Here is a 26,108-nt window from a genome sequence, read left to right on the forward strand (position 1 = left end):
TAGAGGTAAGATACATGGTAAAACATAGACCATGGTACACATAAAAGGATATACGGTTGATGCCCCTGCTTTTTGTGTGTGGTACCAAAAAAGAGAGAGACACTTTTTTACATGAAATGGTCCATGGACCATGATCTACAGACTATTTCTTACAAGTATTCAGCCCTACCAACGTATACAATGGACAAAAACTGATCACCGAAGTAGCCAAAAAAATACCGCCGAGTACAACCAGTACGGTACCCCAAGTGCCGGTTACTGTTCCCGTGAAATACAAGACGGCGAAAAAGATGGCCAATATCACACGTATGATTCTGTCGGCGCTACCCATGTTTGCTTTCATATAGAAGTGTTTTGTTAACGAGATTGAATAAGCCATACGATCAGCCATACCAACGTCACACATATCACACAAACCAACGCCAATCGCAGCCATTTTGATTTCATAATACAAGGTACTCATTAGATGGACATTATTTTATGATAATTGTCATGTGAATCGTGAATGGTGAATGGCGAATAAGTGTGTCCTTAAAAGCCATCCTCTTTTCCACACTCACTACTGACTATTCACTACTCACTATTCACCATTGACAATTCACACCTCTACCCACCGATTTATCCTCCACAATTCCCTACTTCGATTTATATTCGAATCTATTCCAATCACTAACTATTGCTTACTATGAAAAAGATCTTACTCGGCTGTATTGCTTTAAGCATTGCAACCGGACTTATTGCACAGCGTCCAACAGGACCTACTACTGGTACTCCTGCAGCAACACCTGCAGCTAGTGCTGCTGATCCAAAATCTGCATCCTTTAATATTCCATTCAATCCGGATGCTACAGTCACTTCAGAACATGAAGCCACTATCAAAGGTGTTCGTATTCCTTATAAAGCAACCGTTGGAACCATGCCCGTTTGGGATAAAGATGGTAAAATTGAAGCAGGAGTATTCTTTACCTACTATGAAAGAACCGATATAAAAGATAAATCAACAAGACCCCTACTGATCTCATTCAATGGAGGGCCCGGTACTGCTGCATTGTGGATGCAGATCGGTTATACCGGACCACGCATCTTAAATATCGATGATGAAGGATATCCAATTCAGCCTTATGGCATGAAAGACAATCCGCATTCTGTTTTGGATGTATGTGATATCGTATATGTAGATCCGGTGAATACTGGTTTCTCTCGTCCGATCAGCAAAGACATTCCTACTACCAGATTCTTTGGTGTTCGTGCAGATGTGCAATACCTCGCTGAATGGATCAACACTTTTGTTACACGTATGAACAGATGGGCATCCCCTAAATACCTGATCGGGGAAAGCTATGGTACCACGCGAGTTTCCGGACTAGCACTCGAATTACAGAACGCACACTGGATGTTCCTCAATGGTGTCATCTTGGTTTCTCCTACCACATTGGGTATTGAAAGAAGTCCGAGAGAAGCTGCTGCTTTACGTTTACCTTATTATGCAGCAACTGCCTGGTACCACAAAAAATTACCTTCTGACCTGCAGAAAAAAGACCTGACAGATATGCTGCCCGAGGTAGAAGCATTTACGATGAATGAACTGATTCCTGCCATTAATAAAGGATGGTTATTGGGTGATGCAAAAAGAAAAGAGATCGCAGCAAAAATGTCGCGCTATTCAGGCATTGATGAAAAAGTGATCTTACAAAACAACCTAGATGTTTCCACCAACTTATTCTGGAAGGAACTGTTACGTGAAGAAGGTTTTACTGTCGGACGTCTTGACTCACGCTATAAAGGCATTGATAAAAAAGATGCAGGAGAATCTCCTGATTACAATTCAGAATTATTATCATGGGAGCATTCTTTTACTCCTGCTATTAATATGTACCTACGTGAAGAACTGAAATACAAAACAGACCAGCGCTATTATGTATTCGGACCGGTAAACCCTTGGGATCGCACCAACGATCGAACAGGTGATAACCTTCGTACCGCTATGGCCGAGAATCCTTTCTTACATGTACTTGTGCAATCTGGTTACTATGATGGCGCCTGCGATTACTTCAATGCACAATACAATCTTTGGCAAATGGATCCAAGCGGACGCTTGAAAGATCGCATGAGCTGGGAAGGTTACCGCAGCGGACATATGATGTATCTGCGTAAAGAAGATCTGGAAAAGAGTAATGATAACCTTAGGAAGTTCATTAAAAGAACCATCCCTAAGCCAGGACAACCTGCAAAATATTAATGATAAAATCAGTTTAGATCCATCATCAAGAAAGCCCGGAAATTTCCGGGCTTTCTTGCTAAAATGAGTGTGGCGAATAGTTGTAATTGATCCCTATCCATAAACTAGGGAACTATATGATACAATAATTAAAAGTACTTTTCTTGCTTCTGCACATCCAAACTGCATAAGCTTACGTAGATAAGGTGATAACATTATTTATTGTACAACCTTATTCAAATGAGAAAAATTAATTTATTCGCCTTAACTGTATTGTTAGCGACCACGGTGATTTCATGTAAAAAAGATGAAATGGCACCGGCTGCAACAGTAACAAAAGAAATCACTGTTTTATTATCAGCTGCTAATGAAAACCCTCAACCAGCTGGTAGAACTGAAACAGGCTCAGCTTCCATCAAACTCTATAGTGATCAGTCTATGACAGTAGATATTACGGTAAACGGACTTGCTTCCGGTGATAATATCACTGCAGGGCATTTTCACGTGGGTGATCCTGTAACCAATGGTGGTGTAGTTGTAGATTTAAACCCAACCATTATGGGTAATATGGTAAAAGCTAAATTGACCAATGTTCGCAGCTCTTTCATTGATACTTTGATGAACGGAACTGCTGATATCTACCTCAATGTTCACTCATCTCAAGTTCCTGCTGGAATCATCAGAGGTCAGGTATTCAATGCTGTAACTTTTGCTTCCAGTGTTGCATTATCAGGAATGAACGAAGTTCCTGCAGTTAATACCACTGCTACCGGCACTGCATTATTGCGCATCACTACTGATAATAAACTTTACAGCAAAGTCACAGTTACAAATGTTGAAGCAGGAGATGCATTGACAGCCGGACATATTCACACTGGTGCTGCTGGAACCAATGGAGGAGTACTGTTAGGACTATGTTCTAGTGCAGCAGACTTTGGTGTAACAAAAATATTTACGCCAACAGCCGCTATTTTAACCGCTATCAAGACTGATGCATTGTATGTGAATGTGCACTCTACGAACAGACCATCAGGTATTGTACGAGGACAAATTCGTTAATCAATAACGCATGAAATCAAAAGTCCATTGAAGACGAGTGTTCTTCAATGGACTTTTTGCATACAGATCATTTATTGAATTTGTTTTTCCATATACACAACACCAGAAAGCGGGTTTTCATTATATGCGTGAATGGTTTCAAAACCCAAACTGTTATACAAAGCAATGGCTGGCTGCAATCTTTCCAAAGTGTCTAATCGCATTTTTGAGTACCCTAGTTGACGAGATTCACTCAATAATAAGTCTACTAAAGAACGACCAATTCCATATTTCCTGAAAACAGGTTTTACATAAAGCCTCTTCATTTCACATACCCCTTCTTCTTTCAAAGGTTGTAATGCGATACATCCAGCCGGCTCTTCATTCCAGTAAGCAAGAAACAGCGCACCGGTGGGTGGACCATATTTTTTCATTGGATCTTTAACTTCTGCATCAAAACTCTGAAAACACAAGTTCTCCTGCAGTTCATCTGCATACTCTAAAAAAAGCTGCCGCACGGTTTCCAGTGCGGCAGAATCAGGTAATATTTTTTGAATGCGAAGCATGTAAAAGTTTGATTTTCTGATCTTTGAATTTTTGATCTATTGAAATTTCCTGAATCAAGAAATCACAGATCAAAAAATCAAAGATTATCCCGGTACCCTCGAAATATATTTCTCCACTTCCTTGATCTGATCCACAACTTGTTTGGTAGTTGGTTTACAAGCTTTGGCTTTGCGGAAGAAATCTTTAGCAGCACGGAATTCTCTTTTGTTCATAAAGATCTGGCACATGGTGAGATAAGCAACCGCCTCACTCTCTTTATCAGGAATACCGGCACGAATAGCCGCACGGATATAACTTTCACCTTGTTTCAGGTCACCGCGTTGCATGGCCATCATACCCAATTGTAATTTATTGGCACCTTCTGCTTCAGGCATGGGAGAACCCAGATCGGTACTTTTTTTCAAGTGCTTTTCAGCAGAATCAAAGTCCTGCTTCATCATAGCCAGGTTACCCTTGATGGTGTAATAGGTAGAACGAACAGGCTTATACAATAAATTCGGAAACCAGATCGAATTCAGAATTCTTTCTACTTCCTCAATATTGCCCGATTCCATCGGCTCTTGTATCAAACGCAAAGGGCCAATAAAAAAATGGCTCAATAAACCGATCAAAGCAATGAAATAGATCGGAAATGTAGGCCAGAACCCCGTACCCGTCATATTCAATGCCACCCCACCAGCAATCAAGACCAAACTCAGCCAGAAGCGGTATTTAATGATAATATTGTAGAACTTCATAATAAGATTTGAGAAGGGCAAATATAGGAAGAGTGAATGGTGAATTGTGAATTGTGAATGAGAAATTACCAATAGGACCTTCTCCATTGACCATTCACAATTCACTCCCTCGCATCATTCACCTCAATCCAATACCCATCCGGATCACGGAACCAGATTTGCTGAACACCATCCACTCTTTTGGTGATGGCTCCCTGATTACCGTTGACGTCTTCGAAGACAACATTGTTCTTTTTCAGTCGAGCAACAAATGATTGCATATCACTCACGCTAAAACAAGTGTGTTGATTCTTATAATATTCTTTGAGTTCGGTCGCACCCAGAATAATATGCAAAGCCATTTTCGGCCCGGTACGAAACCATTTATGCCGGCCAATACGAAAAGGTTCAGGAATGGTATCCAATCCGATCACATGCTCATAAAAAAAAGCTGACTTCTGCAAGTCTTTCACATAGATAGCCGTATGATTCAGTTGAACAGCAATTTTCACTTCTTGTGCATCGGTATTTGCTGTAATTACAAGTAGCAATAGGGATAAAATAAGTATGCGCATGTTGAGAGGTTAAGATTTTAAAAGTACATAAAACTCAACAGCCATAACCCGAAACCATTATTTTTGCTCCATCTGAATTCGAACATTGGAAATTGGATATTTCTAATTCCGCTGTTTCTTATTCCCGGGGTCCCGTAGTTCAATGGATAGAATATCCCCACAGTATTGTGGGGACTAAACTTTGAATGCAAGCTCTTTTAAATAGAAATTCGAACATCGAATTTGGACATTTCTTATTCCTTATTCCTCTGTTTCTGATTTCACTGGTCCCGTAGTTCAATGGATAGAATAGAAGTTTCCTAAACTTTAGATACAGGTTCGATTCCTGTCGGGACTACTAGTCCGCCTTCGCTAAAGCTTGGGCGGACTTTTTATTATGACCAGTTTCTGATAGCAGCATGTTTTAAACTCAAAAGCATCAATCCGTGATCTCCACCACTTTCTTATTTCGCAGTTGCCTCATCTGTTTAGGTACCATTTCCAATATCTCATCTTTCATCGTCTGTATCAATTTGGTTTTGATATGATCGCGGTGTGTGACCAAACTCACTTCTCGTGCAGGAGCAGGATCTTTTAGGCGTTTCACCAGTTTCATTTGATTCTTATTGAACTCCATAACAGCCAATTCAGGCAGAATGGTAAGCCCATCACTTTTATCCACCATTCTTTTCAGTGTTTCAATATTACCCGTTGCATATTTGAAATGCAGGTCTGCATTTTTGCGCAGTTCACACAGGTTCAATACCTGTGATCGAAAACAATGTCCTTCTTCCAATAGCCATAACTGATCAGGATTGATATCATCTGCCAACACATATTTTTTATCGTACAATGCGTTTTTACGGGATACATACACAAACAACTCTTCATAAAACAACACATCTTCTTTGATAGATGGATCTTTCAATGGCGTTACCACCAAACCACAGTCCAGCCGATTGTTTTTCAATTCATGAATAATCTCTTCTGTGATCGTTTCTTTGATCACCAACTCTAACTGCGGATATTTTTCACGCATTTGTTTGAATAAAGTAGGTAATACATAGGGCGCCAACGTGGGAATGATGCCGATACGTAATTCTCCTGTCATCACGTTCTTCTCACTATTGATCATTTGATGAATACGTTCTGCCTCACGCAAAACCACCCTTGCCTGCGCAATAATGCGGGCACCGATTTCAGTTGGGATCACCGGTTGTTTGGTTCGATCGAACAGTTTGATTCCCAATTCATCTTCGAGTTTCTGCAACTGCATACTTAACGTAGGCTGGGTCACAAAACACTTTTCAGCGGCCAGTACAAAATGACGATAGGTGTCTACCGCAACCATGTATTCCAATTGAGTGAGCGTCATAGATAAAAACTATATGTTTATAAAGATAATCAATTTGATTTATTTGTTATGTCTGTGTAATCTTGCGTTGCAAAAGATTGTGTATTACTATACAATCTATTTATCTCATTCGATAAAAAACCTAATCATATGTCAGCACAACAACATCCTGCCGGAGACATCAGCAAGTGTCCGTTCCATAACGGCTCGCTGAAACAAGTAGCCGGTGGCGGTACCCGTAACCGCGACTGGTGGCCGAACCAACTCAACCTTAACATCCTTCGTCAGCACTCTGAACTGTCTGACCCCATGGATCCTGATTTTGATTATGCAAAAGAATTCCAGTCATTGGATCTGGATGCCATCAAAAAAGACCTTACAGATTTGATGACCGATTCACAAGACTGGTGGCCTGCGGACTATGGACATTATGGTCCTTTCTTTGTTCGTATGGCATGGCACAGCGCAGGTACTTACCGCACTTTTGATGGTCGTGGTGGTGCCGGTGCAGGTATGCAACGTTTTGCTCCACTGAATAGCTGGCCTGATAATACCAATCTTGATAAAGCCCGTTTATTATTATGGCCGATCAAGAAAAAATATGGTAAGAAAATTTCCTGGGCTGATCTGATGATCCTCGCAGGTAACGTAGCGATGGAATCAATGGGCTTCAAAACCTTTGGATTTGCAGGTGGACGTAAAGATGTGTGGGAGCCTGATGAAGATGTATACTGGGGAAGTGAAAAAGAATTTGTTGCCAGCCACAGAAATCCGGAAAGTCTGGAATCTCCATTGGGCGCAACAGAAATGGGATTGATCTATGTAAATCCTGAAGGACCAGATCGCAATCCGGATCCAATCCTTGCTGCTAAAGCCATCCGCGAAACTTTTGGTCGCATGGCAATGAATGATGAAGAGACTGTAGCGTTGATCGCGGGTGGACATACATTCGGTAAAACACATGGTGCTGCTGATCCTGGAAAGTATGTTGGCAAAGAACCAGCCGCTGCAGGTATTGAAGAACAAGGTATGGGTTGGACCAGCACTTATGGAAGCGGTAAAGGTGCGGATACCATTACCAGTGGATTAGAAGGTGCTTGGACCACCACACCTACACAATGGAGCAATAACTATTTTGAAAACCTGTTTGGCTATGAGTGGGAATTGACTAAGAGTCCGGCTGGTGCTCATCAGTGGAGACCCAAGAATGGTGCGGGTGAAGGAACCATCCCTGATGCATTTGATCCGAATAAGCGTCATGCGCCATTCATGTTGACCACCGATCTTTCTATGCGTTTTGATCCTGCTTATGAAAAGATCTCACGTCGTTTTTATGAGAACCCTGATCAGTTTGCAGATGCATTTGCACGTGCATGGTTCAAATTGACACACAGAGATATGGGACCACGCGCTCGTTACCTCGGCAAAGAAGTACCGAAGGAAGAATTGATCTGGCAAGATCCTATTCCTGCTGTAACACATGAGTTGATCAACGATGCTGATATCGCTTCTTTAAAATCAACCATTCTTGCTTCAGGTTTAACCGTATCTGAATTGGTATCTACTGCATGGGCTTCTGCATCTACTTTCCGTGGATCAGACAAACGTGGTGGTGCGAATGGTGCACGCGTAAGATTGGCTCCTCAGAAATTCTGGGAAGTAAATAATCCTACACAGTTAAGTAAAGTATTGGATGCACTGGAGAAAATTCAGCAAAACTTCAATGCAAATGGCGGTAAGAAACAAGTTTCATTGGCAGACCTAATCGTATTGGGTGGATGTGCAGCCATTGAGAAAGCAGCAAAAGATGCAGGACACAATGTAACCGTTCCTTTTACACCTGGACGTGCAGATGCTTCTCAAGAACAAACAGATGTTGAATCATTTGCTGTACTTGAGCCACAGGCTGATGGTTTCCGTAATTATATCAAAGGAAAGCAAATGGCGACTGCAGAAGCACTGTTGATCGATAAAGCTCATTTGCTCACACTCACTGCTCCTGAACTGACAGTTCTTGTAGGGGGTATGAGAGTTCTGAATACCAACTATAATCAATCAAAGCATGGTGTTTTCACCAATAAACCAGGTGTATTGACCAATGACTTCTTTGTAAATCTGTTGGATTTCGGAACAAGCTGGAGCGCTACTGCAGACAGTCATCAACAAGAGTTTGAAGGCCGTGATCGTAAGACCGGAGCAGTAAAGTGGACAGCCACTCGTGCTGATCTGATCTTTGGTTCTAACTCAGAATTGCGTGCACTGGCAGAAGTATATGCTTGTGAAGATGCAAAAGAAAAGTTTGTAAAAGACTTCGTGGCAGCATGGAATAAAGTGATGAACCTCGATCGTTTCGATCTTGCATAAAGAGTTAGAAAAAAAAATAAAAGGTGACCAAGAATGGTCACCTTTTTTATTGCTTCAACCTTTATTAAAAAAACTGATTAATCCCAAAGTGTGCCATTCAATCCCAGTACAGAGCCTAACCAGATAGCGATCACATAACCTACTAACCCTACCACAGTGGCGACCAATTTTGCCCAGACATTATTTTTCACGATCTGTGTCATATAGTAGAAAAAAGCACCACCACCGGCTCCTGCTAAAGGCGTGATAAGCAAGGGTTTCAACATCCATAATGAACCCCACTCTGGTTTAGGTTCATCTACACTAAGCAATAAACTTAGGATTAAAGCAAATGCCAGCGCAGCACCGATGAACATTCGCTTAGCAGCTGCAACAAGATCAACCTGAATGAAGCTGGCGTCGTTTTGTTGTGTCATATTTATTTTTTTAAAAGTACTTTGAATTACAAAGTAAAAATATAAAATTCAAATTTTGAAAAATAATTCAGAAAAAATGACCAATGTTTGATTGGGTAAATGACAAAACTTGACTACTGCTGATAAATCCTGGCTTCTACCTGACTCTCTTCGTAGAATGCTTGATAATTTCGAATATGCAACATCTCATAGATTGCCCTTTTTTTATTAACTGCTCTTTCGAAATATGACTTGCATATCTGATAACCTACCCAGTAACCTAAATCGGCAGGCCAATCCGGTCGTTCTTGACTACTATTAGCAATCCAATTACGATACCTATTTAAATACATTTCACTTTTGAAAGATTCCCATATTTTTTTCTCATTTCCCTTTGCCCAATTGATCAGAAATTGGTTCGCAGTATTACCTGAGATGAGCTCGCCAATAAAATCAGCCATTCCTTCTTGAATCACATACTTCAACAAAGTAGTATCATTACGCATATTGTCTTGCTGTGCATGTATCAATTCATGAGCTACCACATATTTCAGGTTTTCGAACAGATAGGAGTTACGCTTTTGCCATGCATTAAGTTCTGATTTATCAGTGTTGGGATTATTTGCATACATATCTGCCCCAACGTGTAAACCATAATCTGTTGCTGTACCACCAGAGCTCCATCCACCAATATGAAAACTAAGTGGAGGAAATATAGCTTCTGGATACCAATATTTTAAATTACGATAAATGATTCGGATAGTATCTTTCAAAGAGTTGAGTTGAAATGTATTAGCCCGAATAGAACTATAAAATTTGGGCATTTTTTTTATGTTCTGAACAAAGCCCTCGATTCCGCCAATATTTTTTGTTTTGATTCGAAAATATTCCTGCAACGCAGGTGTCCCCTTTTCAAAGTAGTTCATTTGAAAAAGTTTAACACCATTTCCGGTATCTTTTAAAAAGTGATCATACGTATTCCAAAACAGATCAATATCACTAGTATTAATGATTGCATTATTTACATTTTTCTGTTGTTGTTGTCTGAGCCTAATTTGTTGTAAGATTTTTTTGTATTTGGGATGAGAAGCCAGGGCCTGCATGATGGTATCTCCTGTTAAGAAACCAAGATTATTAAACCCATATTTGTACGTAGCAATTTCTAAAGAAGATAAAGCGCTATCTATATTTTTTGAAGCTGCGTAACAATATGTTGCATTAATTAAAGCTGATTTTTTAAATGGCCCCATGGTTCGAGCATAAGATTCTTGCATATACATCTTTGCTGCTCTTGCTAACTCATCCTTATTGGCTAAACTATCAGCGATTTTCTTATACTGCTCACCTGCATCATTACGATCAGCAATTTGAGCGACAACCTCATACTTAAAAAATAAAATTAAAACGAGCGCTATATAAACATTACGCTTTTGATTTTTCATACGCACATTTATTCAAAATTGCTTCCTAATCGGTGAAAAGTTTAATTAAAAAATGAACTACTCTTTCCGCTGCACGAACTACGACATACTGTTTATCTTTGCACAAACATGATTGTATGGAACTAGGAATCAGTATGTTTGGGGATATTCACGTAAACGAGAAAGGTATCCAAGAACCAACAGGCGATCGTTTGAAACAAATGATCGAGGAAATAAGATTAATGGATGAATTGGGTCTTGATTTCTTCGGAATCGGCGAACATCATAGAAATGAATATGCGGTATCCGCACCTGAGATCATATTGGCAGCGGCTTCTTCTTTAACAAAGAATATCCGATTGGGAAGTGCAGTATCCGTGCTGAGCTCTGCCGATCCCGTTCGATTATATCAGCAATACTCCAGCATCGATCTGCTTTCTGACGGACGTGCAGAATTGGTCGTTGGGCGTGGCAGTTTTACAGAGTCATTTCCACTTTTTGGTTTTGATCTCAGAGATTATGATATTCTATTCGAAGAAAAACTTGATCTGTTATTTCAAATCAACCAGCAAAAAAAATTGAGTTGGAAAGGACAGTTCAGAAAACCTTTGATTGATCAGGAAGTCTTTCCGAGAGCATTCAATGAAAAGTTAGATCTGTGGATCGCGGTTGGAGGAACTCCGGAATCTGTATTAAGAGCCGGCACGTATGGCATCCCAGTGATATTCGCGATCATAGGCGGTAGTCCGGCTCAATTCAAACCACTTTTCGATTATTATCACAAAGTATATACGCATTTCAAGCACCCCGAAGCCAATCGAAAGACCGGCGTGCACATGCATGCTTTTTTTGGAAAAAATGCTGAAGCTACTGCCGATAAATATTATCATCACTATGCACAGCAGATGAATAGAATTGGACGTGAAAGAGGATGGTCATCCTATACAAGAGAACAATATGAAGCAGGAAGAAGCAAACATGGTGCACTTATTATTGGTGATGCAAATGAAGCCATTGATAAGATCCTTTATTTGCAAGAAACACTTGGTTTCGATCGCTTTGCTGCACATATGGATGTTGGTGGTCCTTCACATAAAGACCTGATGGAATCGATTGAGATCTTTGGAACAAAGATCGCTCCGGCAGTAAAGGCAGCGCTACATAAATAAGCTTAGACATCCTTTTCATTAAAGGAAAGATGTAATTCCTCAATCCGAGAGACCACTTTACGATAAGTTACGCCAGCAGTATCCAACATTTTTTTGGACGCTACTGATGTGTCTGAACCATTGTATTTATCAGATAAATAAATCACTTCAGTGATACCGGATTGAATAATGGCTTTGGTACATTCATTACAAGGAAAAAGCGCGGTATAGATCTTACATCCTTTTAGATCCATTCCTATATTATTCAAAATTGCATTCAATTCTGCATGACACACATAAGGATATTTTGTCTCCAGAAAATCTCCTTGTTTACTCCATGGAAATTCATCATCACTACATCCAATAGGTAAGCCATTATACCCGGCACCAACAATTTTGTTTTTGTCATTCACAATACAGGCACCTACTTGGGTATTGGGGTCTTTACTTCGTTGGGCAGATAATAAAGCGACTCCCATAAAATATTCATCCCAAGAGATATAGTCAGTTCTTTTTTGCATAACATTTTATTCATCATAAAAATAGCTCTTATTCAGGATTCTGAAACTTTCTTTGACATGCATAAGCAATTTCAATTATAAAGAGCCAGCGATCTACTTTCTTGAGTCAAGTTTACAATCATTTAATGATTTAATGATGTTGTTTATGCATCCGATCTAGCGAAATCAAAATGATTCAACGGCTAACAATTTCTTTACTTTCTGTTCATGTTGGCTTAATCGCAACAGAAATACTGCAAAGGATATTTGTGATCTAAATTCTAAGCAATATGAATCTCTTAACAATGTCTCGCAATGGTATCATTGCTATCTGCGCATTGATCTCTTTAAACTCCTGTAAAAAAAATTCTGATTCAGATAAAACAGGAACTGAAGTTGTATTAACCAACCATTCAACCACACCCGTTCTTGCGAAAAAATTAGCGGGTTTTGAAAGTCTCGAAATGTTTAGTCTGATCGGTAGCGACGATGTTTTATCGGGCAGCCCAAGCTTTGTATTTGGTGGGTCTGCTGATGGTGCTGGACTTATCAAGAATAATGATGGGGGTTATTATTTCCTTGTAAATCACGAAGATAATTTTGCAGTATCAAGAATTACATTTGATAAGACCTTTAAACCTACCAAAGGAGAATATATTTTAAATTCAAATGGAGGTATCTGGCGTTTATGCTCAGCTACCATGGCCACTCAATCTGAACATGGGTTTGGTCCTTTGTTCTTAACATCGGGTGAAAGTGGTGAAGAAAGTCGCACGCATGGTATCAATCCCTTAGAAACAAATTTTGTTGCCAATGCCAGCAAAGAAATTGCCGCTTTAGGCAGAACAAGTGCTGAAAATGCTGTGCCGCTGAATAAAAATGCCTACCCGGGTAAAACTGTGATCATTATTGGTGATGACGATAGTGGTGCTGAAGGAGGACAAGTTTTATTATATGTATCAAATACAGTCGGTGATCTTACCAATGGAAAGTTGTATACGCTTCGTCGTAAAGATCAAAACATCAAAGAAAGAGACATGCTCGAGGGTACAGGATATGATGTTGAGTTTGTTGAAATACCAAATGCTGCAACATTAACCGGTCGCCAACTACAAGTGGCAGCAGCAGGATTGAGCTCCATTCGCTTTGGTCGTGTGGAAGATCTTGATTATGGTAAAGGAAATGCTACTGCAAACCGTGATATTTATTTTAATGTTACAGGTCAAGCTACTACAGGAGCAAATGCTGATTTTAGCAGAACCAAATATGGTCGTGTATACAAATTAGCACTTGATGCTACTAACCCATTGGTGGGTAGAGTGGAATGCATTCTGGATGGAGATAATAGAACAACAGGTAAAGCAAAAGAATTTCAAAATCCCGATAACATCCTTGTAACAGAAAAGTATGTGTATATCCAAGAAGATGCTAACAGTTATGGAGATGAAACACACGATGCATATATCTACCAGTACAATATTGCTACTAAAGAATTGAAAAAAGTAATTGAGCTGGATCATAGAAGAACTGCATCGGATGCTGCCAAATATAATGTTGGTGGCACTTCAACTTTCGGAAGTTGGGAATATGGTGCTTTAATTGATGTATCAGAAACTATCGGTATTGATAATACTTTCATGCTTTGTATTCAACCACACACATGGAGAGGTGACAAATACAAAGGAGTAGATGGTGGTGCTTTAAGACCCAATGAAAATCAGGCAAGCCAAATCGTAATCATCAAAGGTCTTCCTAAGTAATTAAAATAGATTATAAACGATCAACGCTCCTGCCCATATGCAGGAGCGTTTTTAGTAGCGTGTGTATGAAAAGCAGAATTATTATTCTACTACTTTGTTGCTCATCAGTATTTGCCATATTTTGCAATTGGCAAAAAGCAAATAAAAGTGTAGTAGTTAAAAAATTATACCAGCAACAAATAAAATCTTTACAAGAGGAAACTGATAACTTTTTGCACTTAGCAGAAAGTAAAAGTAGTTTCGCCATTCTCCGCGAGTGCTTTAAGAAAGCCCGACTTAAGTATAAGTCAATAGAGTTTTTAACGGAATATTATTATCCTACTACATCAAAAGCTATGAATGGTGCAGCTATCCCAGAGGTAGAGGCAGATAATCCCACTTACCCAACAGAGCCCAGCGGTTTTCAGGTAATCGAAGAAATGATTTTTGGAGAGGAAAATACCGATGATTATAATGAACTCATCATACAAAGTAAATTATTAAATTCTGCAGTTACACGTCTTGCAACTACTGCTGAAACACTAGAATTAACAGATGCTCATATTTGGGATGCCTTGAGATTACAATGCTTTCGTATTCAGACTTTAGGAATTTCCGGGTATGATTCTCCCGTAGCCCAGTATTCATTAACTGAAGCATCAGCCTCCTTAAAAAGCTTACAGCAATATATACTCTTATATAGTACTGATACAAAGGCAAAAAAAATGGATGCACTAATAGCAGCTATTGCTACAGCTGATAACTATTTAACAACCAATAATAATTTTATTGCTTTTGATCGTGCATTCTTTATTACGACATATATGAATAGCGTCACTGTATCATTGAACGCCGTGCAGGAGCAATTACAAATCCCCTATTTTAAAGAGCCTAGACTATTAGCATCAAATGCATCCTCTCTTTTTGATTCAAGTGTATGGAATACCTGGTATTATTCAACAAACTATCGTAAACCTGAGAATGCCGCTTTATTAGAGAAACTTGGAGAAGCTCTATTTTATGAGCCTTTATTATCGGGTAATAATATCAGAACCTGTGCCAGCTGCCATCAACCCGAAAAAGCTTTTACAGATGGACTTTCGAAAAACAAAAGCTTTGATAGCAAAAAAATCATCCTTAGAAATACACCCAGTATTTTGTTTTCTGCTTTACAAGCATCCCAATTCGCGGATACAAGGGTGGCCTACTTAGAAGATCAGGCTAAGCAGGTCATTGAAAACCCGGAAGAAATGCATGGTAATCTTACAAAAGCCATCCAAAAACTAAAGGGACAAAAAAAATATGACTCATTGTTCTATCAGGCATATGGGAAAAAAGAGCCAACTGAAATAGAGTTACAAACTGCAATTGCTGCTTACATCAGAACTAAATCTGTTTTGAATAGTTCATTTGATGAATATATGCAAGGGAACAAAAAAGCAATTAGTAAAACAGCTGTGAAAGGATTCAATTTGTTTATGGGGAAAGCTAAGTGTGGCACATGTCACTTCATGCCGTTATTTAACGGAACAGTTCCTCCAAATTTTTCTAAAATAGAAACAGAAGTGTTGGGTGTTCCTGAAAAATTCTCATTCCCATACACGTTGGATAAGGATTTCGGGAAGTACAATATTATTCCCGCATTGCCTTACCAATATTCTTTTAAAACAAGTAGTGCAAGAAACGCAGCATTCACTGCCCCTTATATGCACAATGGTGCCATAAAGAATATGGAAGAGTTAATTGAATTTTATGATAGAGGTGGCGGAATAGGATTAGGTCTTACAGTGCCTAATCAAACATTACCACCTGATCCATTGAACTTAAGCAAAGAAGAGAAGCTCGCATTGATCGATTTTTTGAAAACACTTACTAGCCGGTAACACGTAAGTTATTACCAGTAAGACTGAGATTAAATGCTTTTAAAGGCCTGTTCGCAGGTCCGTTTATGACAGCTCCTGTAATACTGAATACGCTACCGTGTAAATTGCAATTAAACTGTTGAGCAGATTGATTCCAAACTATAGGATTTGCAGCATGCGTGCATTCAACTTGGAAAGCAATAAAAGAAGAATTGGTATTCTGCGCATTTACTCTAACTACGATTACACCATCTCGAGTAATACTGCTTCCCGGGGTTGTTATGGTATTTGTAATATCAATCGTAAAATCAACACTCGAAGAATTTGTACTGTTTCCCGATTTACTACAGGCAGCACAAAAGACTAAAAAAGGGGTGGCTGTTTGAACGATGAATTTTCTTCTTTCCATTTATATAAAGTTCAGTAATGAAAATCACATCCCTATACTTCTACAAATGAACGTATCGTTAAGATTCTTTGTTTAACGTTTCCCTTCAAAAAACCCTTGCTCTTTCAAAATACCTTTCAGAATATTCATTCGCGCATCCATCATTTTCGCATCTGATGGCCCTTCAGCATTCAATACAAAGAAATAAGGATGTTTGTTTTCTTCTATCCAGCCAACAATCCATCCAATCAAATTTCCATTCTCTTTAAACCCTAAGCCGGTCTTATATGCCAACTGATAGTTTGCATTATTCTCACGGATCATCATTTTTTTCACAATATCCTGGGTTCTCTTTTGAAAAGGTAATTGACCAAAATACAATCGCTTTACTAAGCCCAATTGTTCATCTGGAGAGATCTTGAGTGAATTATTGATCCAAAAAGAATCTATTGCACTGCCCAATTGTTTGTTGCCATATTGCAAACTATCGATCCATAATTGCATGGTATCTTTTCCGATTCGTCTGGCTACCTCCTGATAGTAAGGCAATGCGGAAGCTGCAAATGCCTCCTCCATGGTCAAGTCTTTATTCCATCCATGAGCAGTATCACCACCCGGCATAACGCGAACAACTCCATCCCATTTGATCACCATTTTTTCATTGGTGACTCTTCCTGTTTCAACACCAATCAATGAGTTGACAATTTTAAATGTAGAAGCCGGTAAATAAGAAGAATCTTTGAACCGGGATAAATTATAGATCGTGAATTGACCGGTACCATTATCAAATATTCCGAATGTGCCGGTCACTTTGTTTTCATCAAAATACTTTTTATACCCATTCTCAACTGTTACATTATTGGGTGAGCAGGCGATGAACACAACTGTTACAACAGCAGCTACCGCAAAAACTATTTTCGAAAGCTTCATACACATTGGTTTAACCACATGGAGTGGATGTTATTTCAATACATTCAATTCCTTTCCTACTTTGATGAAAGCTGCGATAGCTTTATCAAGGTGATGCTGTTGATGTGCCGCACTCAGCTGAACACGTATACGTGCCAAACCTTTAGCAACAACCGGATAAAAGAATCCGATCACGTACACTTCTTCTTCCAACAATTTAGCAGCGAATTGTTGTGCCACTACTGCATCATACAACATAATAGGCACGATCGGATGGTCACCTGGCTTAATGTCAAAACCAGCTTCCGTCATCTTTGAACGGAAGTATTTGGTATTATATTCCAATTGATCTCTTAAAGTTGTTGTCTCGGTCAACATATCCAATACTGCGATTGATGCACCTACGATAGATGGTGCTACAGTATTAGAGAAAAGATAAGGTCTGCTTCTTTGACGCAGCATTTCAATGATCTCTTTTCTTCCCGATGTAAATCCACCACTGGCGCCGCCCAATGCTTTACCGAGTGTTCCCGTGATGATATCGATTCTTCCCATCACACCTCTATATTCATGTGTACCACGTCCGGTTTTACCCAAGAAACCGGATGAATGACATTCATCGATCATTACGATAGCATCATATTGATCAGCCAGATCACAGATCTTATCCAATTGAGCGATCGTTCCATCCATACTAAAAGAGCCATCTGTTACGATGATTCTGCTTCTACATCCTGCACTCTCTTTTAATTTAGCTTCCAGATCATCCATATTGTTATGCTCATAACGGAAACGCTGTGCTTTACATAAACGAACACCATCAATAATGGAAGCATGATTCAAAGCATCGCTGATGATGGCATCTTGTTCATTGAACAATGGTTCAAATACGCCACCATTCGCATCAAATGCTGCTGCATATAAGATTGTATCTTCTGTACCGAGAAAATCAGCCAGCTTTTTCTCCAGTTCTTTATGAATATCTTGTGTTCCGCAGATGAAACGAACACTGCTCATACCATAACCATGTGTGTCAATGGCTTTATGTGCAGCTTCAATTACCTTAGGGTGAGAAGAAAGACCCAAATAATTGTTGGCACAAAAGTTTAAAACGGTTTTGCCATTCACTACAATCTCCGGGCCTTGTTCACTGGTGATGATGCGTTCTTTCTTAAACAATCCGGCCGCATCAATCTCTTGTAATTCTTCCCTGATACGGGTCACAAACTTTTCATTCATAGCTTAACAATTATGGAATGCGAAGGTAGGAAAAGTTAGGGAAGAGTAGAATTGACAGATGATAGATGACAGTTGACAGGAAAAGAATTCCTTCTGTCAACTGTCATCTATCATCTGTCTACCAAAAGTTAGACAACAAATCGATACCCCACCCCTTTAATCGTAATGATCTCCAATGAGGGATCTTCTTTCAGGTAGCCACGGATTTTGGTAATGTAAACGTCCAGGTTTCGACTATTAAAAAAGGAATCATTGCCCCAGATATGGTTCAAGAGATCCCTTCTGTCGATCACATCATTTTTATGACGGTAGAGGTATTTAACCAATTCAGCTTCGCGATAAGAGAGTTTTCGCTCTGTTGGACCATTGGCGAGTACTTGTTTATTTAAATGAAACTGATATTTACCCATGGTAATGCTATCACCGGTTTCCGGAATCAATACCTCTTTCTTTACACGCAATGCATTTTCAATACGCACGATCAGTTCTTCCATACTGAAGGGTTTTCTGATATAGTCATTCCCTCCTATTTTAAAACCCTGTACTACATCTTCCGTTTGTGTTTTAGCAGTAAGGAAGATGACTGGAACATCATCATTCAACTTGCGGATATCTTCAGCCAGCTCAAAGCCACTTTTATTAGGCAGCATCACATCGAGAATACAGATATCAGGATTTTCGTCTTCGAAAGTACGGATCACATCAGCACCATCAGATTCCATGATCACTTCAAATCCTCTTGTCTCAAGGGTTTCCTTGACGATCTTTCCCAGAAACAATTCGTCTTCAACATATAATACTTTGATTGCCATAGTTCATTATTTGTCGTTAACCGGAAGTCTTACCGTAAATGTACTGCCTTTCTCCGGTTCACTTTCTACAGAGATAGACCCATGATGACTTTTAATGACTTCTGCAACATAGCTCAGACCTAAACCATAGCCTTTGATATTGTGTTTATCACCTGTAGGAACGCGGAAAAACTTATCAAATATCTTCCCCTGGTATTGAGGTGCTATTCCTACCCCATTATCCGATACCCTTAACACCATTGTTCTTGGATCAGCCATCTCTAAGTTTACTTTGATCTGTGCATTGCTTTTACTGTACTTCAATGCATTGTCCAACAAATTGTAAATCACACTGGTGATATGCAATTTATCTGCTTCCAGCATGAAGCTATGATCCGAGTTGGTGAATACTACATTAGCTTTTTGCTTATCGAATTGAAGTTTCATGATCTTCAAATTCTCATTCATCAATTCTTTCAGATCAAAAGGTTCCTTATTCAGTTCGATCTGTTGTTTCTCGAACATGGAAAGTTTTAATACCTTATCAACCAATAGGCTTAACCGCTGAAGTTCCGCTGCAGATATATCCAAGTACTCTTTTGTTCTTTCCGGACTTTGAATTGCATTAAAGTTTCTCAATGCTTCAATTGCAACACCTACTGTTGCGATCGGTGTTTTGAGTTCGTGTGTGATATTACTGATGAAATCATTCTTGATCTCTGCAAGTCTTTGCTGTGCCAATAAATTACGGTACAATACAATAAATGAACCGGCAACCAACAGTAAAACCAGTAAAGAACCGCCGATCTGCATTTGCATCTTACTCAATACATACATATTGGTGTCTTCAAACCTGGCCTGGTAAGCATAAGGTGTTGTATACCCCACAAACACTTTATCAGTCATCACGGCATCGGAGCTATCGCGTTTCAGATTCCAGATCTTCTGACTGCTATCTTTAAATGATTCAAACTGTATTGAAAACTTGAGTCGTTTATTGGTCTTATTCAATTCTACTCTGTAAGCAGAGTCTACAACTTTTACAGGGATAGAATCATTGATGGTTTTATTACTGGAAAGAAAACGAATGATTGGAGAGCTTTGGGTTTTCCGAACCGGAGATTGAAACTGAAAAACAGAATCCGCTTTTGGAGTAAAGATCCTCGTAAAACGGGCACTATCCGTTCTGCGCATTCTTTCTTCTAAGGTTTTAGCGGCTCTTAACATGGGCATGGTAAAAACCTTGCCGGATAATTTAGCCACACTATCTCTTAACAGGTTCAATGAAGCTGTATCTTTTGATTTTATGCTGATCGTGATACCACTGCTTTTTTGGAATGACTTACCAGAAAAATCGTCTTGAAAGGTACTATCCACACTGATCACGATTTTTCGTGCTGAGTCGATCGCATTTTTGGATTGCTTCATGATCAACTCTATCAATGCAGGATTGGGTGCACCCTTAAAGCTAAAACCTGAAGCTGCTCCTTTGTGAACCGTAACTGACTCAATAGAATCTGCCGGTATCTGTTTTAATACATCAGATGGACTAATGGATCGATAAATAAATGCAGAAGGTTGAGGATTCTTTTTAACTGATTCATCAGATTGAAAAGAAGTATTATTTTTTTTTGTAGTCAGCGTTGTGGTAAAAACTTCACCTACCAATGCAGTATCTTTTTCAAATCTGCCTAATTGGAGTTTGTTCATGGTTTCCCGGAAACTGACATCTACTTCTTTACGCAGACCCGCATATTCATCTTTATACAGCTTATGTAGCCAATACCCTTCGAAGACAGCCAATAACAGAATGGTGGCCATCATTAATAAAAAGGTAAGCTGTACTTTTTTCATGTTGTAATAGTGAATAACAAAGGTAAAGGGTTCGGCTCCGATCAAGGACATTTCATTAACCTAAATTAACCTTTGAGCAAGAATGCTTAACAAAGGCTGGGATTAGTTTTGAAGGGATTTAAGGTTAAACAAAATCAATCTATTTTATTATTAAAAAGTAAATCTTAACCTACATGAAGAAAGCATTTTTATTGATATCCGCTGCGATGGGTATCAGTGCATTACAAGCTCAGATCAAGGAGGGCACGATCGTCTATGAAAGGAAGGTCAACAATCATCGTAGCATCACAAATGAACAAATGCGGGCGATGATACCGGAGTTTAGGATCTCGAAGCACTTATTGATTTTCAGTGACAGCATTTCTATATACAGAATGATTCCTGAGAACGAAGCGCCGGATCCATTTGCAGGCGGTGCCGGAGCTGGCGGTGGCAATGGTATTCGTATGTCATTCAATATGGCAGGTGGTAGTGATGGGGGAGATCTCTACAAGAATTTCTCTCAGTCAAAATCGATCCTGAGTTCTGAACTAGCCGGTAAAAGCTATTTAGTGGTAGATTCTATCACACAACAACCTTGGAAGCTCACCAATGAAACCAAACAGATCCTTGGGTACACATGTCTGAAAGCAACCAGAAAAATCACAGTACAAGCCACTCAGATGAGAACCATCTCCATTGGCGGACCTTCAGCCAGCGCTTCCAGCGATACTACACGTCCTAAGCCAAGAGAAATAGAACTGGTAGCCTGGTATGCTCAAGATATTGCCAGTCCTGTTGGTCCTGAAAATTACGGTCAATTGCCAGGTGTGATCATGGAGTTGAACAGCGATAATGGTGCAACTGTTTATACCGCATTAGAGTTTAAAAAAGAAGTTGATCCGAAGCAACTGAAAGAACCTAAAAAAGGAAAAACAGTAACAGCATCAGAATTCTCAAAAATGAGAATGGAAATGATGCAACAACAATTTCAGAATGGTGGTATCAGATTTGGCGGTTAATTTATCCAACTAAAATAAAAAAGGCTATATCGTTTGATATAGCCTTTTTTTATGGTATCACTCCCGTAGTGGTGATTCTATTTGAATGTAACAGGCTGTAGAATATGAAGCCCTTCTTGTTATAAGCTTCTGATTACTGGTTCATACGGTCATGACTCCCCTATAATGATCAATCGCTGTCGCTTAGCCTTCCTCTATGTAAACTTAGTATCCCTATTGTACATCCAGACGCTCAGTAGTTCATTTCATACTACTGATAGAATCATCCGTAAATAAAAATCCCCTCCTAGACAGGAGGGGAAACTGATATATATGAGAAAATAAAAGACGGATCAGAAAGTTCTGGTAATCACTCTGGCACCACCTGTAGTAGCTGCTTTATTCAGGCGATAGGTAAAGCTTACCAAAAAGTAACGCTGTAATACATTGTATCTGGTATCTTCTATGTAGTTCTGATTTGCAGAACGATTCACACCTACATTCTTATTCAGCATGTCATAAACGGTCAGTTTTAATTCTCCTCGCTTGTTTTTCATGAAACTCTTTGCCAATGAAGCATTCCAATAAGGAACCTTGGTATTGAAGCCATTAGCACGTCCGCTATTCACTACATAATTGAAACTGTTATTCATGATCAAACCCAATGGCAGGTAATTATTCATTTCAATATTGTAGGTCTGCTGTAGGTAATTGGTATTCAGGATAGGCTGCAGTGAATAAGTGGCTTTACTGATATTCAGTCTGGCACTGGCAGTGATATCCATCAATCCATCTTTATTAAAACTATAATTCAAAGACGGACCAATTCCTATATTAGATATATTATTACGCTGTCCATTCAGAAAAGCGATATTTCGCTGATAATTGGTACCTATTCCGATATCAATTCGTGATTTTAATTTTTTCAGCGGAAACCCTGCATTGATATTACCGAAAACAAAGTATTGTCCATCTGCATTCACCGGCATTGAAAGTCGTGAACCATTTGGTTGAATCACATCCGAATTAACGATTGCATTATTTGTTTTGGTAGCAGAAATAAATGCGAATAAATTCCTTTGCGTATAAATATTTGTAGAGAAGAAATTTAGGTTCAATGATTGAACATAGCTACGTTTTAGATTTGGATTACCGGTATATGTATTCAGTGGATCACTTACATCTGCAATCGGTTGCAACTGGGCAGTAGATGGTTGATTGGTAGACGTATTTAGATTCAACGACAATGTTTTAGTAGAATTGATGCGATACTGCACATTCATACTTGGAAGAATATCTGAGAATTTTTGCTCAATGACATTCTTGTTGGTATTATTAGTACTTCTCAAAGTGGCAGCCTGGAAAGAGGAGCCTACTGTTAAGATCAGCTTATTCATATTGGCCCTGAAATTCAAGGTGCCGCCTCCATAATTGTAACTACTGGTGAAATCATTGCTCAGAATAGTATTATAGCGGTCATACTTACCCGAAGTTCCATCAAAGTCGTAGGTCTTACGATCACTTTGCCCGCTATTGGTGTTATAGAAGGAAGTGATCTCAAGTAAAGACTTCCGACCAATTGGTTCTGTATAGGTAACCATCGCACCAAAGTTTCTGGTGACAGCATTACGGCTGTTCTTTTGGTTAGTGATTGAATCCCGCAAAGGAACACCCGCAGCATAAAATGTATTGCGTGTATACAGATCACCTGATTGTTTGCTGTCGTTATAGTTTACACTAAAATTTCCTGATATGGTTCTGCCTCTTTTCTTCAATCGCTGACGATACAACGCATTTGCTGATAAATTCAAAGCTTCTGATCGTGTTTTACTATCACTAAAACCATCATTGATCTTTTGTCCATTGGCATTGGTAGAACTGTAACTACTATACGTATTGGTATTATTCTGTTGAGCAGATACTTGTGGTGTGATCTTTAAAGAGATCATGGTATCAAATTTATGATCGATACTTCCATTCCATCTTTGCTGCTGTACTTTTCGAGCTGAGCTACTATTGCTTCTATAATCGAATGTATTACCCGGCAATAGATTTTGTCTGTTGGTAACACGATCTGTAAGAAGATCAATATCACTGAACATACCACTGGTATTGACATTCGATTTCTTATTCCAGGTATCATTATAATTCACCCCGCCTGCATAAGTTGTTGCTACTCCTTGCTGATTTTGTCCAAGTCCTGTTACCGGCAACCCATTATCAGAAGGTCCAGTACCGATAGAGATATTGACCCCTCCTCCATTGCGCATGCCTCTGGCAAGATCTCCGGTAAAATTCATGATATCATTCAATGAAAAGCCCTGACGGTTGGTATTATTGGCCATACCTAATAAAGACAGCTGTTGATCGCCATTGAATCGGTTCACATTTGTTTGTCCGTCATAACGTCCATCATCTCCACCGGCTCCTGCCGCTATTCTTCCAAAAGTTGATTTATTTCTATCCTTTTTAAGTTTCAGGTTAATTGCTTTTTCTGAATTCCCGTCATCAATACCCGTAAATTCTGCCCGATCACTTTTCTTATCGAATACCTGCACTTTATCTACAGCATCAGCGTCGAGATTTTTTGTAGCGATCTTTGGATCACCCGTAAAAAATTCTTTCCCGTTCACCAATACGCGATTGATTCTTTGTCCATTCACACGAACAGTCCCGTCATTATCCACCGTAACACCCGGCAAACGTTTCAGTAGATCTTCTACGACTGCATTGGGCTGTGTTTTAAAATTTTCAGTATTGAATTCAACGGTGTCATTGTTAATGGTCACCGGTGGTCTTCTGGCTGTAACTGTAACATCGCCGCCATGTAACAGATCGGTCATAATGATTTGCCCCAGATCTAACTCCTGACCAGCTTTTACTTCAATATTTTTCCAAACCGGTATATATCCCACATAGGAAGTCGATAGTAAATAACTTCCCTTATCTAAGGATTTGAAAACAAATTTTCCTGTTGAATCTGCGCGGGTAAAGGTAACGAGGGTGGAATCTTTTGCATTGACAATGGAAATCGTGGCATAAGCTAATCCACGCTTGGATGTAGTATCATATACATTTCCTTTCACTGCTGCAGGCTGTTGTGCTTGCACCAAAACCGGCAATACAAAAAGAACGAGTAAGGTAGTAATGTATTTAAGCATTTACTTCTGGTTTAATTCTTTCAAAAGTAGATGCCTGTCCAGGTAAATGCGGTTAATGAACTTTAGGGAAAGGTTAATGAAGGTTAATAGAATAAAAAAAGCTCTTTACACTTTTCAGTGATAAAGAGCCTTTGTAAAAAATCGTCAAATTTATTTTTCGATCGATAACAGTTCAACTTCAAAAATCAAGGTAGAGCCTGGACCGATCTTTGGTCCTGCCTGTTGATCACCATAAGCAAGATCAGAAGGAATATATAGTTTCCATTTGCTGCCTACTGTCATTAATTGTAATGCTTCTTGCCAGCCTCTGATCACACCTCCAACTGAAAATACGATCGGCTCACCTCTTTCGACAGAGCTATCGAATATAGTACCATCAATCAAAGTACCATGGTAATGACATTTTACCTGATCATTGGCAGTTGGTTTTGCACCACCTGGATTATCTTTTATGATCTCATACTGTAATCCACTAGGCAATGTTACTACTCCCGGACGTTTGCCATTGGCAACTAAGAAGTCTTTAGCTGCTTTCTTAGACTTCTCCAATTTAGCACCATTGATTTCATTGGCAAAGGTTCCAATACAACGATCCAAAACATCTTCTTTCAATAACAAAGGCTTCTTTTGTAAAACATCATTCATTGCTCTTTGAAGCATGGCTAAGTTCACAGCATCCAATCCCTGCGCCTGTAAATTTTGAAGAATTCGGATACCCAGCGCATATCCTGCTGAATCTTTATTATTTTTTAAAGGATTCACAGCTACATTGGTTGATTTCACCGGCGCTTTAACAGCAGGTTTGGTCTGTCCATAGCTAGTAACAGACATCAACATAAGCATAAAAAAAGGGACTAATATTCGCATCATTTCAGGTTTAATACACCCAAAACAACAATATTTCCGGCAC

22 protein-coding genes and 1 tRNA gene are annotated in these 26,108 nt (G+C 39.3%); 8 read left to right on the forward strand and 15 right to left on the reverse strand.

The window, feature by feature from the left end; all coding sequences use genetic code 11:
- Positions 1-142: 142 nt before the first annotated feature.
- Positions 143-343 (reverse strand): DUF2892 domain-containing protein, encoded by a 201-nt coding sequence (locus ABXG83_RS08275; RefSeq protein WP_353548383.1) that lies wholly within the window; start codon positions 341-343, stop codon positions 143-145.
- Between the two features lie 342 nt (positions 344-685).
- On the opposite strand from ABXG83_RS08275, the gene ABXG83_RS08280 reads away from it, so the two are divergent.
- Together ABXG83_RS08280 and ABXG83_RS08285 are read left to right on the forward strand one after the other, a co-directional pair.
- Entirely contained in the window at positions 686-2,239 is a 1,554-nt protein-coding gene (locus ABXG83_RS08280; protein ID WP_353548384.1) for a carboxypeptidase, read from the forward strand.
- Positions 2,240-2,458: 219 nt separating this feature from the next.
- Positions 2,459-3,277, forward strand: coding sequence for a CHRD domain-containing protein (locus tag ABXG83_RS08285; RefSeq protein ID WP_353548385.1), 819 nt, complete (start codon positions 2,459-2,461; stop codon positions 3,275-3,277).
- A 71-nt stretch (positions 3,278-3,348) separates the two neighbouring features.
- Here the strand turns inward: ABXG83_RS08285 and ABXG83_RS08290 are convergent, their stop codons facing one another.
- The 3 genes from ABXG83_RS08290 to ABXG83_RS08300 all read right to left on the reverse strand — a co-directional run bounded on the left by ABXG83_RS08290 (position 3,349) and on the right by ABXG83_RS08300 (position 5,114).
- Positions 3,349-3,822, reverse strand: coding sequence for a GNAT family N-acetyltransferase (locus ABXG83_RS08290; RefSeq protein WP_353548386.1), 474 nt, complete (start codon positions 3,820-3,822; stop codon positions 3,349-3,351).
- Between the two features lie 84 nt (positions 3,823-3,906).
- Positions 3,907-4,560: a hypothetical protein gene (locus tag ABXG83_RS08295; RefSeq protein WP_178888812.1), complete on the reverse strand. Its 654-nt coding sequence runs from the start codon at positions 4,558-4,560 to the stop codon at positions 3,907-3,909.
- Between the two features lie 101 nt (positions 4,561-4,661).
- On the reverse strand, positions 4,662-5,114 hold the full coding sequence (locus ABXG83_RS08300; RefSeq protein WP_353548387.1) for a VOC family protein: 453 nt from the start codon (positions 5,112-5,114) through the stop codon (positions 4,662-4,664).
- 265 nt (positions 5,115-5,379) lie between these two features.
- Here ABXG83_RS08300 and ABXG83_RS08305 point away from each other — a divergent pair.
- Positions 5,380-5,451: transfer RNA gene (locus ABXG83_RS08305), tRNA-Arg, on the forward strand.
- Positions 5,452-5,532: 81 nt separating this feature from the next.
- Here the strand turns inward: ABXG83_RS08305 and ABXG83_RS08310 are convergent.
- Positions 5,533-6,468 carry a hydrogen peroxide-inducible genes activator gene (locus tag ABXG83_RS08310; RefSeq protein WP_353548388.1) on the reverse strand — a complete coding sequence of 312 codons (936 nt, stop codon included), beginning with the start codon at positions 6,466-6,468 and terminating at the stop codon, positions 5,533-5,535.
- A gap of 129 nt (positions 6,469-6,597) precedes the next feature.
- Between ABXG83_RS08310 and katG the strand changes: the two genes are divergently transcribed.
- A complete protein-coding gene (katG, locus tag ABXG83_RS08315; protein WP_353548389.1) occupies positions 6,598-8,811 on the forward strand; it encodes a catalase/peroxidase HPI in 2,214 nt (737 codons plus the stop codon).
- 77 nt (positions 8,812-8,888) lie between these two features.
- Here katG and ABXG83_RS08320 read toward each other — a convergent pair whose 3' ends face one another.
- Together ABXG83_RS08320 and ABXG83_RS08325 are read right to left on the reverse strand one after the other, a co-directional pair.
- A complete protein-coding gene (locus tag ABXG83_RS08320) occupies positions 8,889-9,227 on the reverse strand; it encodes a hypothetical protein (RefSeq protein WP_353548390.1) in 339 nt (112 codons plus the stop codon).
- Positions 9,228-9,340: 113 nt separating this feature from the next.
- Complete coding sequence (locus tag ABXG83_RS08325; protein WP_353548391.1) at positions 9,341-10,648, reverse strand: DUF2268 domain-containing putative Zn-dependent protease; 1,308 nt, start codon at positions 10,646-10,648, stop codon at positions 9,341-9,343.
- Positions 10,649-10,764: 116 nt separating this feature from the next.
- On the opposite strand from ABXG83_RS08325, the gene ABXG83_RS08330 reads away from it, so the two are divergent.
- The gene (locus tag ABXG83_RS08330) at positions 10,765-11,796 is read left to right on the forward strand and encodes an LLM class flavin-dependent oxidoreductase (protein WP_353548392.1); all 1,032 of its coding nucleotides are present in this window, start codon (positions 10,765-10,767) and stop codon (positions 11,794-11,796) included.
- Between the two features lie 2 nt (positions 11,797-11,798).
- Here the strand turns inward: ABXG83_RS08330 and ABXG83_RS08335 are convergent, their stop codons facing one another.
- On the reverse strand, positions 11,799-12,296 hold the full coding sequence (locus ABXG83_RS08335) for a dCMP deaminase family protein (protein ID WP_353548393.1): 498 nt from the start codon (positions 12,294-12,296) through the stop codon (positions 11,799-11,801).
- Positions 12,297-12,565: 269 nt separating this feature from the next.
- Between ABXG83_RS08335 and ABXG83_RS08340 the strand changes: the two genes are divergently transcribed.
- Both ABXG83_RS08340 and ABXG83_RS08345 read left to right on the forward strand, forming a co-directional pair.
- Entirely contained in the window at positions 12,566-14,035 is a 1,470-nt protein-coding gene (locus ABXG83_RS08340) for a hypothetical protein (RefSeq protein WP_353548394.1), read from the forward strand.
- Between the two features lie 212 nt (positions 14,036-14,247).
- Entirely contained in the window at positions 14,248-15,897 is a 1,650-nt protein-coding gene (locus ABXG83_RS08345; protein ID WP_353548395.1) for a cytochrome c peroxidase, read from the forward strand.
- Here ABXG83_RS08345 and ABXG83_RS08350 read toward each other — a convergent pair.
- The 5 genes from ABXG83_RS08350 to ABXG83_RS08370 all read right to left on the reverse strand — a co-directional run bounded on the left by ABXG83_RS08350 (position 15,887) and on the right by ABXG83_RS08370 (position 21,057).
- On the reverse strand, positions 15,887-16,285 hold the full coding sequence (locus ABXG83_RS08350; protein ID WP_353548396.1) for a Rieske 2Fe-2S domain-containing protein: 399 nt from the start codon (positions 16,283-16,285) through the stop codon (positions 15,887-15,889). The genes ABXG83_RS08345 and ABXG83_RS08350 overlap by 11 nt on opposite strands.
- A gap of 72 nt (positions 16,286-16,357) precedes the next feature.
- Positions 16,358-17,194 carry a penicillin-binding transpeptidase domain-containing protein gene (locus tag ABXG83_RS08355; RefSeq protein WP_353548397.1) on the reverse strand — a complete coding sequence of 279 codons (837 nt, stop codon included), beginning with the start codon at positions 17,192-17,194 and terminating at the stop codon, positions 16,358-16,360.
- A gap of 30 nt (positions 17,195-17,224) precedes the next feature.
- Positions 17,225-18,412 (reverse strand): glycine C-acetyltransferase, encoded by a 1,188-nt coding sequence (kbl, locus tag ABXG83_RS08360; RefSeq protein ID WP_353548398.1) that lies wholly within the window; start codon positions 18,410-18,412, stop codon positions 17,225-17,227.
- A 128-nt stretch (positions 18,413-18,540) separates the two neighbouring features.
- Positions 18,541-19,224, reverse strand: coding sequence for a response regulator transcription factor (locus ABXG83_RS08365; protein WP_353548399.1), 684 nt, complete (start codon positions 19,222-19,224; stop codon positions 18,541-18,543).
- A 6-nt stretch (positions 19,225-19,230) separates the two neighbouring features.
- Complete coding sequence (locus ABXG83_RS08370) at positions 19,231-21,057, reverse strand: HAMP domain-containing sensor histidine kinase (RefSeq protein WP_353548400.1); 1,827 nt, start codon at positions 21,055-21,057, stop codon at positions 19,231-19,233.
- Between the two features lie 173 nt (positions 21,058-21,230).
- Between ABXG83_RS08370 and ABXG83_RS08375 the strand changes: the two genes are divergently transcribed.
- Complete coding sequence (locus ABXG83_RS08375; RefSeq protein ID WP_353548401.1) at positions 21,231-22,058, forward strand: GLPGLI family protein; 828 nt, start codon at positions 21,231-21,233, stop codon at positions 22,056-22,058.
- 332 nt (positions 22,059-22,390) lie between these two features.
- Here ABXG83_RS08375 and ABXG83_RS08380 read toward each other — a convergent pair whose 3' ends face one another.
- Together ABXG83_RS08380 and ABXG83_RS08385 are read right to left on the reverse strand one after the other, a co-directional pair.
- Positions 22,391-25,198: an outer membrane beta-barrel protein gene (locus ABXG83_RS08380; protein ID WP_353548402.1), complete on the reverse strand. Its 2,808-nt coding sequence runs from the start codon at positions 25,196-25,198 to the stop codon at positions 22,391-22,393.
- A 150-nt stretch (positions 25,199-25,348) separates the two neighbouring features.
- The gene (locus ABXG83_RS08385; RefSeq protein WP_353548403.1) at positions 25,349-26,065 is read right to left on the reverse strand and encodes an FKBP-type peptidyl-prolyl cis-trans isomerase; all 717 of its coding nucleotides are present in this window, start codon (positions 26,063-26,065) and stop codon (positions 25,349-25,351) included.
- Positions 26,066-26,108: the final 43 nt, after the last annotated feature.

It is taken from the genome of Sediminibacterium sp. KACHI17, from assembly GCF_040362915.1.
Classification (GTDB): Bacteria; Bacteroidota; Bacteroidia; order Chitinophagales; family Chitinophagaceae; genus Sediminibacterium.

What these genes read in the sequence shown, in the direction of transcription:
- ABXG83_RS08275 (WP_353548383.1), bottom strand. Translation starts at nt 343, where the DNA reads ATGAAAGCAAACATGGGTAGCGCCGACAGAATCATACGTGTGATATTG.
- ABXG83_RS08280 (WP_353548384.1), top strand. Translation starts at nt 686, where the DNA reads ATGAAAAAGATCTTACTCGGCTGTATTGCTTTAAGCATTGCAACCGGA.
- ABXG83_RS08285 (WP_353548385.1), top strand. Translation starts at nt 2,459, where the DNA reads ATGAGAAAAATTAATTTATTCGCCTTAACTGTATTGTTAGCGACCACG.
- ABXG83_RS08290 (WP_353548386.1), bottom strand. Translation starts at nt 3,822, where the DNA reads ATGCTTCGCATTCAAAAAATATTACCTGATTCTGCCGCACTGGAAACC.
- ABXG83_RS08295 (WP_178888812.1), bottom strand. Translation starts at nt 4,560, where the DNA reads ATGAAGTTCTACAATATTATCATTAAATACCGCTTCTGGCTGAGTTTG.
- ABXG83_RS08300 (WP_353548387.1), bottom strand. Translation starts at nt 5,114, where the DNA reads ATGCGCATACTTATTTTATCCCTATTGCTACTTGTAATTACAGCAAAT.
- ABXG83_RS08310 (WP_353548388.1), bottom strand. Translation starts at nt 6,468, where the DNA reads ATGACGCTCACTCAATTGGAATACATGGTTGCGGTAGACACCTATCGT.
- katG (WP_353548389.1), top strand. Translation starts at nt 6,598, where the DNA reads ATGTCAGCACAACAACATCCTGCCGGAGACATCAGCAAGTGTCCGTTC.
- ABXG83_RS08320 (WP_353548390.1), bottom strand. Translation starts at nt 9,227, where the DNA reads ATGACACAACAAAACGACGCCAGCTTCATTCAGGTTGATCTTGTTGCA.
- ABXG83_RS08325 (WP_353548391.1), bottom strand. Translation starts at nt 10,648, where the DNA reads ATGAAAAATCAAAAGCGTAATGTTTATATAGCGCTCGTTTTAATTTTA.
- ABXG83_RS08330 (WP_353548392.1), top strand. Translation starts at nt 10,765, where the DNA reads ATGGAACTAGGAATCAGTATGTTTGGGGATATTCACGTAAACGAGAAA.
- ABXG83_RS08335 (WP_353548393.1), bottom strand. Translation starts at nt 12,296, where the DNA reads ATGCAAAAAAGAACTGACTATATCTCTTGGGATGAATATTTTATGGGA.
- ABXG83_RS08340 (WP_353548394.1), top strand. Translation starts at nt 12,566, where the DNA reads ATGAATCTCTTAACAATGTCTCGCAATGGTATCATTGCTATCTGCGCA.
- ABXG83_RS08350 (WP_353548396.1), bottom strand. Translation starts at nt 16,285, where the DNA reads ATGGAAAGAAGAAAATTCATCGTTCAAACAGCCACCCCTTTTTTAGTC.
- ABXG83_RS08355 (WP_353548397.1), bottom strand. Translation starts at nt 17,194, where the DNA reads ATGAAGCTTTCGAAAATAGTTTTTGCGGTAGCTGCTGTTGTAACAGTT.
- kbl (WP_353548398.1), bottom strand. Translation starts at nt 18,412, where the DNA reads ATGAATGAAAAGTTTGTGACCCGTATCAGGGAAGAATTACAAGAGATT.
- ABXG83_RS08365 (WP_353548399.1), bottom strand. Translation starts at nt 19,224, where the DNA reads ATGGCAATCAAAGTATTATATGTTGAAGACGAATTGTTTCTGGGAAAG.
- ABXG83_RS08370 (WP_353548400.1), bottom strand. Translation starts at nt 21,057, where the DNA reads ATGAAAAAAGTACAGCTTACCTTTTTATTAATGATGGCCACCATTCTG.
- ABXG83_RS08375 (WP_353548401.1), top strand. Translation starts at nt 21,231, where the DNA reads ATGAAGAAAGCATTTTTATTGATATCCGCTGCGATGGGTATCAGTGCA.
- ABXG83_RS08380 (WP_353548402.1), bottom strand. Translation starts at nt 25,198, where the DNA reads ATGCTTAAATACATTACTACCTTACTCGTTCTTTTTGTATTGCCGGTT.
- ABXG83_RS08385 (WP_353548403.1), bottom strand. Translation starts at nt 26,065, where the DNA reads ATGCGAATATTAGTCCCTTTTTTTATGCTTATGTTGATGTCTGTTACT.